10 protein-coding genes are annotated in these 12,677 nt (G+C 75.3%); 4 read left to right on the forward strand and 6 right to left on the reverse strand.

The window, feature by feature from the left end; all coding sequences use genetic code 11:
* On the reverse strand, positions 1-759 hold a 759-nt coding region (locus tag V6U81_RS27925), incomplete at its 3' end, for a substrate-binding domain-containing protein (protein WP_334493903.1).
* A 165-nt stretch (positions 760-924) separates the two neighbouring features.
* Between V6U81_RS27925 and V6U81_RS27930 the strand changes: the two genes are divergently transcribed.
* Entirely contained in the window at positions 925-2,085 is a 1,161-nt protein-coding gene (locus tag V6U81_RS27930; protein ID WP_334493905.1) for a glycosyltransferase family 4 protein, read from the forward strand.
* 72 nt (positions 2,086-2,157) lie between these two features.
* On the opposite strand, the gene V6U81_RS27935 is transcribed toward V6U81_RS27930, so the two are convergent.
* Complete coding sequence (locus V6U81_RS27935) at positions 2,158-2,325, reverse strand: hypothetical protein (RefSeq protein ID WP_334493907.1); 168 nt, start codon at positions 2,323-2,325, stop codon at positions 2,158-2,160.
* The gene (locus V6U81_RS27940) at positions 2,322-4,040 is read right to left on the reverse strand and encodes an MmpA family trehalose lipid delivery protein (protein ID WP_334493908.1); all 1,719 of its coding nucleotides are present in this window, start codon (positions 4,038-4,040) and stop codon (positions 2,322-2,324) included. Before V6U81_RS27940 ends, V6U81_RS27935 begins: the two co-directional genes overlap by 4 nt.
* A gap of 147 nt (positions 4,041-4,187) precedes the next feature.
* Here V6U81_RS27940 and V6U81_RS27945 point away from each other — a divergent pair, with 147 nt between their 5' ends.
* Positions 4,188-6,569, forward strand: coding sequence for a hypothetical protein (locus V6U81_RS27945; RefSeq protein WP_334493909.1), 2,382 nt, complete (start codon positions 4,188-4,190; stop codon positions 6,567-6,569).
* A gap of 16 nt (positions 6,570-6,585) precedes the next feature.
* Here V6U81_RS27945 and V6U81_RS27950 read toward each other — a convergent pair whose 3' ends face one another.
* A complete protein-coding gene (locus V6U81_RS27950; RefSeq protein WP_334493910.1) occupies positions 6,586-7,341 on the reverse strand; it encodes an FkbM family methyltransferase in 756 nt (251 codons plus the stop codon).
* Positions 7,342-7,507: 166 nt separating this feature from the next.
* On the opposite strand from V6U81_RS27950, the gene V6U81_RS27955 reads away from it, so the two are divergent.
* Positions 7,508-8,710 (forward strand): polysaccharide biosynthesis protein, encoded by a 1,203-nt coding sequence (locus V6U81_RS27955; RefSeq protein WP_334493911.1) that lies wholly within the window; start codon positions 7,508-7,510, stop codon positions 8,708-8,710.
* Positions 8,711-8,728: 18 nt separating this feature from the next.
* Here the strand turns inward: V6U81_RS27955 and nudC are convergent, their stop codons facing one another.
* Positions 8,729-9,655, reverse strand: coding sequence for an NAD(+) diphosphatase (nudC, locus tag V6U81_RS27960; protein WP_334493913.1), 927 nt, complete (start codon positions 9,653-9,655; stop codon positions 8,729-8,731).
* A gap of 167 nt (positions 9,656-9,822) precedes the next feature.
* On the opposite strand from nudC, the gene V6U81_RS27965 reads away from it, so the two are divergent.
* Positions 9,823-11,655: a VanW family protein gene (locus V6U81_RS27965; RefSeq protein WP_334493914.1), complete on the forward strand. Its 1,833-nt coding sequence runs from the start codon at positions 9,823-9,825 to the stop codon at positions 11,653-11,655.
* Positions 11,656-11,716: 61 nt separating this feature from the next.
* Here V6U81_RS27965 and V6U81_RS27970 read toward each other — a convergent pair whose 3' ends face one another.
* Positions 11,717-12,343, reverse strand: a complete 627-nt coding sequence (locus V6U81_RS27970; protein ID WP_420884104.1) for an NADPH-dependent F420 reductase — start codon at positions 12,341-12,343, stop codon at positions 11,717-11,719.
* Positions 12,344-12,677 lie beyond the last annotated feature (334 nt).

Genomic DNA, 12,677 nt, shown 5'->3' on the forward strand with positions numbered 1-12,677 from the left:
CCCGGCGCCGGGCGGCAGCGCGGTGGCGGCGGCGAAGGTGCGCCCGGCGGGCCGGCGCAGCGCCGCCGCCACCGCCCCGCCGGGGTCGCTCTCACCGGCGGCCAGCCCGCGGACTCCGAGCAGCGCGCCGACCCCGGCCGGGTCGGCCGCCGGGTCGGGGAGCCCGACCGTCACCGCGCCGGCCTTCGGGCCGATCAGAGCGCCCCAGGTCAGCGGGCGGGCCGGCCAGCCGCTCCGGCGGGCCACCGGCTCGGTCACCGCGAGGACGACCGGGGTGCTGGCCACCGAGGTGCCCTGGCCGGGCACCTCGAAGGCGCCGGCGGCCCGGGCCCGGCGCAGCCAGAACGTCGACTCGGGCAGCCAGGCGTCCGCCACGTCGGCGCCGCTCGCCAGCTCGGTGGCGACGGCGTCCGACTCGCGGGCCTGCACCACGATCGCCACGCAGGGCTGCCGGCCGACGGTGGCCCGGGCGATCCGGTCCACCGCCGGGGCGACCATGGGCGCGGCGACGATCCGCAGCCGGACCCGCTCGGCGCACTCCGGGACGGCCCGCTCGTCGCGCAGCCAGGCGACGCCGGCCCAGCCGACCAGCAGCAGCACCAGCGCGGCGCTGAGCAGCACCACCGGGGACCGACGGGTGAGGAACCGCAGCGACGCCTCGCGCACGGCGGTCACCTCCTCGTCGTCTCGCCCGCCGACGGGTGCCGGCCGCAGGTCACGGGTGTCGCGGATCGGGGCGGCCGGTGTCCGCACCGGCACCGCGCGCGTCCGCGCTGCACACCCTGCCAAGGTTTCCGGCCCCCGGCAAACCCCCGATCGACGAGCCGTTATCCGATCGTCGCCACCGACAAGACCCATTGCGTACGTGGGCCGGGCCGCCCTAGGGTGGCGCGATCGTGCCGCTTACTGATCGGTAGGAGCAGCGTGGACAAGTCCGGCAGCACCACCGCTCGCCACGTGCTGTTCCTGAACTGGCGCGACACGAGCAACCCCGAGGGCGGCGGCTCGGAGGTATACATCGAGCGGATCGCCGCCGAGCTGGTCGCCGCCGGCCACCGGGTGACGCTGCTCTGCGCCGCGCACGAGCGGGGCGCGCCGGCCGAGACCAACCCCGACGGGGTACGGGTGCTGCGCCGCGGCTCCCGGCACACCGTGTACGCCCGCGCGGCGCTGACCTGTCTCGCCGGCCGGTTCGGGCTGGGTCCGCTGAGTCGGCGCCGGCTCGGCCGCCCCGACCTGGTGGTGGACGTCTGCAACGGGGTGCCGTTCTTCGCCCCGCTCTACGTGGGCCGTCCGGTGCTCGCCCTGGTCCACCACGTGCACCGGGAGCAGTGGCCGGTGGTCTTCGGCCCGGTGATGTCCCGGCTCGGCTGGTGGATCGAGTCGTGGCTGGCGGTGCGGCTCTACCGGCGCTGCCGCTACGTCACGGTCTCCGAGGCGAGCCGGGCCGAGCTGGCGGAGCTGGGGGTGGACCGGGAGCGGATCGACGTGGTCCCCAACGGCACGCCGCCGGTCACCGGCCGCCCGCTGCCCCGGACGACCCACCCGTCGCTGCTGGTGCTCGGCCGCCTGGTGCCGCACAAGCGGGTGGAGATCGCCCTGCGTACGGTGGCCGAGCTGACCGTCGAGCTGCCCGACCTGGAGCTGGTGGTGGCCGGTCAGGGCTGGTGGGAGCAGCCGCTGCGGGAGCTGAGCGAGAGCCTCGGCATCGCCGACCGGGTGCGGTTCACCGGCTTCATCAGCGAGGACGACAAGCACGAGGTGCTCTCCTCCTGCTGGCTGGCCCTCACCCCGTCGCTCAAGGAGGGCTGGGGGCTGACGATCGTGGAGGCCGCCGCCCGGAGCACCCCGACGGTCGCCTTCCGCTATGCCGGCGGGGTGGCCGAGGCGATGGTCGACACCGAGACCGGTCTGCTCGTCGACGACGAGCGCGAGTTCGCCGACCGGGTACGCGAGCTGCTCGCCGACGACGTGCGGCGCAAGGCGATGGGTGAGGCGGCGCTCGCCCACGCGGCCCGGTTCACCTGGACCGCGACCGGGGCCCGCTTCGCCCAGCTGGTCGCCCAGCTCACCGCCGCCCGTTAGCGCCGGCGGAGGCCCGGCGGCGGACACGCGAACGGGGCGCCCGCGACAGCGGACGCCCCGTTCGACGGTAGTTCAGCGCGTGCCGTAAAGCGGGGTGTCGGTGCCCTTTTCGCTCACACTGCTCGTGTTGGCGACCTCTTGGGCGGACGGGCTGAGCACATTCGCCAGACCGACGGCGCCGAGCAGGCCGAGCACGACTCCGAGCACCCCGACGGCGACGAACGCGGGCAGGTTCCTCATCCACCTTCTCCTTCCGCGGGACTCGCGTGCCGGGACGCTACCACGCCCCGGAGCACCTGCGCAGTGCCCGAAAACCCGATCATCAACACCACCGTTCCGGCCAGCAGGTGCGCCCATCCGGCGCGCCCCGGCCCGCGGGCTGCCGTCGGGGGCGTCCAGTCCGGGTTCTCATAGAGGCGCAGTTCCGGTCCGAGGTGGACCGGACGCAGCCCGGCCAGCGCCGAGCCGGGCACCGGCGGGCCGGCCGCCCGCTGCACCAGCACCCAGCGCACCCCGGTCGCGGCCAGCGGCCGGCCTGCGGCGAGCAGCTCCCGGACCCGGGCCGCCCGCGGGTCCTCCCCGCCCACGGCGAGGTCACCCACCCGCAGGGTGTCGTCGATCAGCACCGGCGACGACAGGTACCGGGGCGCCGGGTCGATCACCACCCGCCCGTCGTTCCAGCCGTACCGCTGGTACTCCTGGAACGGCAGGGAGAGCACCTCACCGGGTCGGTAGGCCACCTGCCGCGCCACGGTCGTCCAGTCGGCCGGGTACGGCACCGGCCGGATCCGGCCGACCCCACCGAAGGCCAGGTCGGGCAGGATCGCCACCGGCAGCAGCGCCGCCCCCACCAGCAGCACCAGGCCGGTGGTCGGATCGAACCGGGCGGCGAGCCGGTCGGCCAGCCGTTCCGCGCCGAGCGCCCCCGCGACCGCCAGGGCCAGGGCGTACGGCACGAGCATCTTCTGCCCGTCCCGGACCAGGCCGGCGCCGGGCACCGTGTCCACCAGCCAGCCGAGCAGCGCCGCCCCGCCGGGGAGCACCCCCAGCGCGGCGACCAGCCACGAGCCGAGCGCGAGCGCCCCGAGCCGCCCGGCGGCACCGTTCGGCCAGCGCCGGCGCAGCAGCGGCACGCCGTAGCCGGCGAGCAGCAGCACCAGCCCGGTGGCCAGCGGCACCACCCCGGCCTGCCGCGAGGCGGGGACGGTCAGCGCGTTCCAGATCCCGCCGGTGCCGGCGAGCGCGACCAGCGGCCCGCCCCAGTTCTCGGCGCGGGCGGCGAAGGCGGCCACCCCGGCCGGGTCGGAGCGGCCGCTGGTGGCGCTGCCCGCCCCGGCCACCAGCCAGGGCGCGTTGAGCGCCACGGCGGCGGCGAGCGCGGTGCCGGTCCGCCGAACGGCGCCCGGATAGCGGCCGGGCAGCAGCACCACGACCGCCGCCAGGGCGATGACCCCGCCGGTCGGGGTGATCGCGGAGCCGGCGACCGCGAGCAGCAGCCGGGGCAGCGCACCGGGCCGGGCGGCCCGCACCCCGAGCGCCGCCGCCACCAGCCAGGGCAGCAGCGCGTACGCCACCAGCAGCCCCCACTGGCCGATCAGCAGCCGCTCGGCGAGGTAGGGCGTCCAGGCGTACCCGAGGGCGGCGACCACCCGGACGGCCGTCCGTTCGGTCGGCACGAGCCGGGCGACGCCGAGCGCGGCGAGCCAGAGGATCGCCACCAGCACCAGCCGTTGCAGCAGCCAACCGGGCACGAGCTGGGTGGCGAGCGCGACGACCGCGTCCTGCGGCACGGCCCGGGGCAGCGCCGAGGCCGGGGCGATCACCTCCCAGCTCAACGCCTGCCGGGGCACGAAGACCATGTCGTAGCGGAGCGCGTACCCGGGCAGCGCGAGCGGGGCGAGCACCACCGCCGTCACGGCGGCGGCCACGCCGTGCGGCACCAGCCGTCCACGCATCCGTCGACCTCACCTGCCTGCCGGGCGCGGCCCGGGCCGCCCTGGTCCGGCGGCCACTGTACGCGGCGCCGCCCGCGTCCCGGCGACCCGCGAACCACCCGTTGACCTGATGGGACGGCCGGTGGCCGGTGTGGCAGTCTTCCCGCCATGGCATTGACCGGTGCGACCGCCGCCTCCCAGGAGAATGGCCTCACCAGTGGCTGGACCCGGCTGCACCCGGTACGGGCGGTGGCCGTCGCGATGATCGTGGTCAGCCTGCTCTGGCGGGCCCAACTGGCCTCCCGCGGCTACCTGGCGGTCGACGACTACGTGCTGATCGCCCGCGCGGCGGGGTCCGACCTGACACCGGGCTTCCTGCTCACCCTGTACAACAACCACTTCATGCCGGCGGCGCTGCTGATCACCTGGCTGGTGACCCGGGTGGTGGGCCTCGCCTACTGGCCGTACGTCCTGCTGCTCACCGCCGCCCAGGCCGTGCTGGCGGTCAGCTTCGCCCGGCTGCTGCGCACCCTGGTCCGCCCCGGCTGGGCGCTGCTGGTGCCGCTGGCGGTGTTCCTGTTCAGCCCGCTGACCCTGGAGGCCACCTCGTGGTGGGCGGTCGGGGTGAACATGCTGCCGATGCAGATCGCGATGGTGCTCGCCGTCGGGGCGCAGCTCGGCTACGTCCGCACCGGCCGGCGGCGGCACCTGGTGTCGCTGGGGCTGGCGGTGCTGTTCGGGCTGCTCTTCTTCGAGAAGGCGCTGCTGGTGGTGCCGCTGGTCTTCCTGTTGACCGTGTTTCTCTTCGTCGACGGGCCGCCGGTGCGCGCGGTGCTGACCGCCGTCCGGCGGTTCTGGCCGTCCTGGCTCCTGCTGACCGTCCTGTCGGTCGGCTTCCTCGCGCTCTACGGCTCCCGGGCCGAGTCGTCCCTGCGTCGGCCCGACTCGCTCGGCGAGGTCTTCTCGTTCCTCTGGCAGCTCTTCGGCTCCACCGTCATACCCGGGCTGCTGGGTGGGCCGTGGCGGTGGCTCCCGGCCGGCGACGGTGCCCCGGTGACCGCCCCGCCGGAGCTGGGGCGGTGGATCGCCTGGGCGGCCTTCCTGGTGCTGGTGCTGCTGACCGTGCGGCTGCGCCGGGTCGCCGGGCGGGCGTGGCTGCTGCTGGCCGCGTATCTGGTCATGGTGACCGCCCTGCTCGCCGCGACCCGGCTGGGGTCGATCTACAGCGACGTCGCCGGCGCCGTCCCCCGGTACGTCAGCGACGTGGTGGTGGTGGCCGCGCTCTGCATCGGCGTCGCCCTGCTCGGTCTGCGCCCCGTACCGGACCGCTTCGTCCCGGCCGACCCGGAGCGGGCCGCCGGGGACGAGGAGCCGGCCATGGCGGACGCCGACGAGGAGCGGACGGTCGACGACACGACCCCGGTCGGGGCGGTGCAGACCGGCCAGGACGGCGGTGACTCCGACGGCGACCAGGCCCTTCCCGCCGCGGAAGAGACCGCGACCGGCAGCGGGTCCGGCGACGCGGACGCGGAGCCGACCGGGACGGCGGCCCCGCCGGCCGACCCGGTCGCCGTTCCGGCGGGTGTCTACCGCCCGCACGGCGTCCTGCACGCCGAGTACGACGACGACGTTCCGCTCCCGGCGCGGCCCCCGTCGGCGCGGCCGTTCGACGCGCCCCCTCAGCGCGCGAGCGCTACCGCGGGCCCGGTGGCCGCCACCGCGGCACCCTCGACCGGTGCGCTGCCGCCCGCGGCGGAGCCGGTCGGGGACGCCTCCGCGACGTCGGCCCCGCCGCAGCAGCTTCCCGCCCAGCGCCAGCCGGACGAGCCGGCGCTGCCCAGAGCGTTCACCGACGGCCGGGATCCGGACGACCCGCCGCTGCCGGCCGTGCTGGTACGGCACCGCGAGGCGGTCTCCGCCGGCCTGGTCCTCGCCCTGGCGGCCGGTGGGCTCGGCACCGCCTGGACGACCGCCCGCTTCGGCGACGAGTGGGCGGCCAAGAGCGGACGGGTCTACCTGGACACGGTCCGCGCCGAGCTGGCCGCCGCCCCGCCCGGGACGGTCTTCTTCGACCAGCTGGTCCCCGGCGACGTGGTGCCCGCGCTCTCCACGCCGTACAACCGGCAGTCGACCTTCTTCCGGGCCCTGCCGGAGCGGCCGGTCTTCGTCACCGAGGCGGAGACGCCGTCGCTGCTCGACCCGTCGGGCCGGATCAGCCCGGTACGGGTCGACGGCCCGACGGCCCAGCCCGGCCCGGACCCGGCGTGCGGCTGGAAGGTCACCGGCGGGAAGACGGTCCGGATGCCGCTCACCGGGGGCCGGGACGACTGGTTCTGGGTGGTCCGGATCGGCTACCTCAGCTCCGGCGACACGATGGCCACCTTCCGGCTCGGCGACGACGAGAAGCGGTTCCCGGTGAAGACCGGGCTCCACCAGATCTTCTTCGAGTTCACCGGCGGCGGCGACACCGCGGAGTTGAGCATCGACGCCCCGGAGGTCACCCTCTGCACGAACGAGGTCGCGATCGGCACCGCCACCCCCCAGCAGTGATCGGGCCGGCCGGTGCTCACTCCGGCCGGAACAGCACCGAGTTGACGTACCGGGGGTGGGGCCAGAGCACCCGGCGGACGAAGCTGTGCCGGACCCGGGCGATCGCCTCACGCTGGTGCCGACCGAGGTCGAACCCGGCCAGCGGCACCCAGGTACGGCCGGGCAGGACGTACCCGCGGTAGCCCCAGCCGGTGAGCAGTTCCAGCAGCGGCTCCACCGGTTGGATCCGCTCCTCCACCTCGACCAGCAGCACCGGGCGGTCCCGCCGGATCGTCTCCGCGCCACCGCGCAGCGCGGCCAGCTCGTGCCCCTCGATGTCGAGCTTGACGAAGCGCACGTCGGTCAGGCCGAGCGCGTCGAGGGTGGTCCGGCGGACCTCGACCGGGCTGCCCTGCCCCGGCTGCTCCAGTGAGGAGGTGCCGACGATCGCGCCGCCCTCGGGCAGGTAGAGCGCGGCGCTGCCCTCGTGGTCGGAGACCGCCGCCTCGACCACCTCGACGGTGGGGAACGCCGCCCGCAGTTGCCGGGCCAGCGCCGGTGTGGGCTCGACCGAGACGACCCGGTCGGCGCGGCGCAGCAGCCGGGCCGTCCACGGGCCGTACCAGGCCCCGATGTCCACGGCGGTGCCCCCGCGGGGTACGTATTCGGCCAGCCGCGCCAGCTCCGGTTCCACCCGCGGATAGACCAGCCGGATGCCGTCGGCCAACCACCGCTCGGGGAGCTTCGCGGCCAGCCCGGAGGTGGCTGCCGCGGTCTTGTTCGTCGACGCCATGGGCCAGCACACTAGACGTCAATCGACGGCGGCGGCAGTGGCCGCCGGTGCGGGGCTGTCGGGCCGGCCGGTGGACCGGTACGGTCTCCCCGTCGGGCCACCGGTCCCGGCCGTCCGCCGGCCACGACGCGCACGGTCGGGGAGCAGTGCGGGCACTCGGGGCGAGATGACACGGACCATCGGCAGGGACGCGCGGGCGACCGGGCTCGGCGCCGCCGGCGTCGCCGTCACGGTCGCCACCATGCTGACGAACGCCCTCGCCTACCTGGTCCCGCTGCTCGGCGCCCGCCGGTTGACCGCCGCCGACCTCGGCGCGCTGGCCACCCTGCTGGCCCTCGGCGCGATCAGCACGGTGCCCGGCTTCGGCCTCCAGATCGCGGTGGCCGCCCACCGGGCCCGGACCGGCCCCACCTCGACCCGGCGGTTGTCGCTGCTGACGGCCGGCGTCAGCGCCGGGCTCACCCTCGCGGCGGCGCCCGTGCTCACCGTGGCGCTGCGACTGCCGTTCGCGCTGACCCTGCTGCTGGCCGCGGCCACCTTCGCCACCGTGCTGTCCGGGCGCTGGCTCGGCGAGCTCCAGGGCGACCAGCGGTTCCTGCGGCTCTCCGCCGCGATGACGGTGCTGGCCGTCGGCCGCTACGGCGGGCCGGCCCTCGGCCTGGCGCTCGGCCTGGGCCTGTTCGGCTGCCTGCTGATCGGCACGCTCACCGGGATCCTCGCCCTGCCGCTGCTGGCCCGCCTGGCCGCCGCCCGCCCCGGCCCCCGCCCGCCGACGGTCGCCCCGGCGGACCGGCTCGTCCCGCGTCAGGTGGTGACCGCGTGCGCGGCCACCCTGGCGATGCTCACCATCTCCTACGCCGACCTGATCCTCGCCCGGCAGCTGCTGCCGGCGGACGGTTCCGGGGCGTACGCCGTCGGTGCGGTGCTCACCAAGGGCGCGCTCTGGGCGCCGCAGGTGGTGACGCTGCTGGTGCTGCCCCGACTCGCCCAGGGTGACCGGCGGGCCCGGGCGACGGCGCTGGCGCTGATCCTGGCCTGCGGCTCGGCTCTGGTGGCGGCGGCCACGCTCGGCGGGGAGCTGGCGTTCCGGCTGGCCGGCGGCGCCGACTACCTGCACCTGGCTGGGGAGGCCCCGCTCTTCGCCGCCACCGGCGCCCTGTACGCGGTGGTCTTCATGCTGGTCAACGACCGGGTGGCCAGCGGTGCCCGGTTCCCGGCAGCACCACTCTGGGTGGCCACGGCCGGGCTCGCGGCGGCGACCACGCTGCTCGCCCCGCGTACGGTCGAAGGGGTGCAGACCTGCGCGCTGGCCACGGCGGCGCTGACCGCCGCGGTGATGGCCGGGCTGGTCTTCCGGCCCCGCCGCTGAGCGGGTGGGAAGCGGCGGTCAGTCGCCGGCGGCGAGCCAGTCGCCGAGCAGCCGGCGGTCGATCGAGTCGACCCGGCCGAGCGGCCACCCGCCGGCCACCCGGGCGCGCAGCTCGGCGCGGGTGAACCAGCGCGCCTCGAGCAGTTCCACCCCGTCCACCCGGACCTGATCGGTCGCGGCGGTGGCCCGGAAACCGACCATCAGCCCGGCCGGGAAGGGCCAGGCCTGCGAGCCCTGGTAGCGAAGCTCGCCGACGGTCACCCCGGCCTCCTCGGCCATCTCCCGGCGCACCGCGTCCTCCAGGCTCTCGCCCACCTCGACGAAGCCGGCGAGCGTCGAGTAGGACCCCTCGGGCGCGCCCGCGTGCCGGGCCAGCAGGCAGCGCTCCGGGGTGCCCGGGGTGCCCGGGGCCTCGACCAGCACGATGACCGCCGGTTCGATCCGGGGGAAGTGCAGCCGTTCGCATTCCGGCCCGGTGCAGGCGCGCACGTGTCCACCGTCCCGGGCCGCGGTGGCCGCCCCGCAGCTGCCGCAGTGCCGGTGCGACCGGTGCCAGTGCAGCAGCCCCCGCGCGTACGCCAGCGTCGCCGCCTCGCCGGCGGCGAGCGTGCCGGCCAGGGCACGCACGTCGACCGCCGCAGCGGCGCCGGCCAGCCGCAGCGCTTCCGCCTCGGGCTGCCCGGAGAGGTCGGCGGCGAAGAGCGCGACATCGTCGTCGAGGCCGAGGAAGACGGTCTGCCCGGCGGCGGCGAGCAGCTCACCGGCGGCGGGCGCGGCGAGCCGCACCGGGCTCCGGCCGGCGTCGACGAGGCAGTGGCCGCGCCAGAGCGGCAGCACCGCGCTGGTCGGGTCCGCCCACCGGGCGGAGATCCACTCCGGGTCGCCGCGTAGCGCGCCTGCCCGGTCCAGCCAACCGCCCCCGTACGCCAATGTCCGCTCGTTCACTCCGACACCGTGCCACGGCCGCGCACACAACGGGTGACCGGGACAGACATGGGCCGACACGCGGTTGCGAGGATGACCGCCCGCACAGTGTCATCCGGCCCGCGGGTTGGCTACCGTAGGTGTCTCTCTGGGGGCCGCAACCCCCCACGTGGTACGTCCCGATAGAGGTGGCTGTGACCCTGTACGGCGACAAACAGGTCTCCGACGAACGCCCCACGGTGCAGGTCACCGCGGTGAGCTGGCCGGGCGACGACGGCCCGGACCAGGCCGGGAAGGCTCCCGGTTCGGGCCGGGGGCCCGGTTCGTGGTCACGGCGCACCCGCCTGTTGCTCGCCGGGGGGCTGGCCGCCGCGGTGCTGGCCGGCGTGACCGGCGCCGGCGCCTACGCGTACGCCGGTGACGTCCCCCGGGGCACGACGGTGCTCGGCGCCGAGCTGGGCGGCCGGAGCCGCCCGGCGGCGGCCCGGGAGCTGACGGCCGAGCTGGAGCGCCGGGCCGGCAGCCTGAACAACCCGGTGACCGTGCTGCTGGGGGACCTTAAGGCCCAGATCAAGCCCGCCGACGTGGGGCTGCGGGTGGACGTGGACGCGACGGTCGCGGCGGCGGCCGACGCGGAGGCGCACCCGGTGAGCCGGCTCTTCGGCTCCCGCAGCGTGCAGCCCGTGGTGACCGTCGACGCGGCGAAGCTCGACGCGGCGCTGCGCAAGGTCCTCGGCAAGCGGGGCCGGGAGATGACCATGCCGGCGATCATCTTCACCGGGACCACCCCCAAGCCGGTGTACCCGAAGCCCAGCCTCTCGCTCGACCCGCAGCGCTCGGCGCAGGTGGTCCGGGACGGCTGGCTGGGCGGGCAGCCGGTGACCGTGCCGCTGTCGGAGCGGTCCCCGGCGACCTCCCGGGAGGACGTGGACCGGCTCGTCGCCGAGCTGGCGAAGCCGGCCGTCGCGGCCCCGGTCACCGTCACCACCGCCAAGGGATCGGTCACCGTGCCGCCGGCCGCGATCGCCCGCGCGTTGCGGTTCTCCGCCGACGAGGCGGGCAGGTTGACCCCGCGGATCGACGTGAAGCGGCTGCGCGCCGCGCTCGACGGCAAGCTCGACGGGATCGAGGTGGAGCCGAAGGACGCCGGGTTGACCATCGCCGGCGGCAAGCCGACGGTGGTGCCGGGCCGCTCGGGCCAGCAGCTGGACGCCGCCGCGCTGAGCCGCGACCTGCTCGCCGTGCTGCCGAAGACGGACGGCCGGACGATCACCGGCCAGCTCAAGCCGGCGGAGCCGGAGCTGACCGAGGCGAAGCTGGCCGAGCTGGGCATCAAGGAGCGGGTCTCCACCTTCAGCACCAAGTTCCCCGGCGGGCTCTCCTCGCCGCGCAGCCAGAACATCATCCAGGCGGCCAAGGACGTCGACGGCACGATCGTCAAGCCGGGGGAGACGTTCTCCCTGAACGAGCACACCGGTGAGCGTGGCTACGGCCAGGGCTACCAGGACGCGCCGACGATCGTGGGCGGCAAGCTGGTGCCGGGGGTGGGCGGCGGCGTCTCGCAGTTCACCACCACGCTCTTCAACGCCACGTACTACGCCGGCATGCAGGACGTCGAGCACAAGCCGCACTCGTTCTACTTCAGCCGCTACCCGGCGGTCATCGAGTCGACGATCTACTGGCCCGAGCTGGACTTCAAGTTCCGCAACAACACCTCGCACGGGCTGCTGTTGGACACGTCGTGGACCTCGAACACCATCACCGTGTCGGTCTGGAGCACCAAAATCTACGACAGCGTCAAGACCGAGTACGGCCCGCGCCGCAACATCACCCCGTCGAAGACCGTCTACCTCCCGCCCGGCCCGGACTGCATCACCGCCGCCGGGAGCGAGGGCTTCAGCCAGGACGCCTTCCGGGTCATCACCCAGGGCGGCAAGGTGATCAAGCGGGAGAAGTTCAGTTGGACCTACGACCCCGAGCCGAAGTTCATCTGCGGTCCCGACCCCGCCGCCGCGCCCTGACCGCACGGAGAGGCCCCGCCGGCTGGTCGCCGGCGGGGCCTTTTCCACGGGTACGGGCAGCTCAGGGCCGCGCCTCGGCCAGCCCCTGGCGTACGCCGTCGGCGTCGCGGTCGGTGCCGTAGACCGGGGTGTCCGGCTGCTGCCGCCAGCTCTCGTCGAGGGTGCCGGCGTCGACCGGGTCGAAGCCCAGGGCGTCGACGAGCTGCATCACGAGTTGCTTGGCGTCGGCGTCGTCACCGGCCACCGGCAGCGCGATCCGATCGCCGGAGCCGGCCGGCCGGCCGTTCTCCATCAGGTGGGCCGCCAGGATGTTGTTGAACGCCTTCACCACGCGGGCGCCCTTGAGGTGCTCCGCGGTCCAGCGGCTGGAGCTGAGGCTGCGGTCCAGCAGCTCGGCGATGTCGCCGTCCCGCTGGGCGTAGTAGTTGTCGGCGTCAACGACGATCTTGCCGTCGAAGAGCTCCGCGGGGAGCCCGGGGACGGCCATCAGCGGGATCGCCACGACCACCACCTCGGCGTCCTGCACGGCCTGCTCCAGGGTGCCGGCGGTCGCGCCGGTCTCCTGCGCCAGGTCGGTGAGGCTCTGCGGGCCCCGCGAGTTGGTGACTGTCACGTCGTGCCCGAGGGCACTCAGCCGCCGGGTGAGGGTGCCGCCAATGTGTCCCGAGCCGATGATTCCGATCTTCATGACCACTCCTGCCTCCGCCGGTCCCGACGGTCAGTTCCGGTCGTACGGTCAGCAGGTACCCCGAGCGGTCCGCCCCGATTGCGGACGAGGCGTTCCCCACGTCACGTTTTCCGCCGTCATCACCGTCGGGGGACGCGCCTCGGGCGGTCCCGCACCGACGGTACCGACCGCAGCGGTACGGCCCGGGCCGATTCAGCGAACGGGCCGGTGAATTCTTCGACCCGGAAAACGCAGTAGGCCCACCCCGATTGGGGTGGGCCTACTGGAATGGTTGTCCGGCGGCGTCCTACTCTCCCACACCCTCCCGAGTGCAGTACCATCGGCGCTGGAGGGC

This window comes from Micromonospora lacuserhaii (genome assembly GCF_036902735.1).
In the GTDB taxonomy this organism is placed as follows: domain Bacteria; phylum Actinomycetota; class Actinomycetes; order Mycobacteriales; family Micromonosporaceae; genus Micromonospora.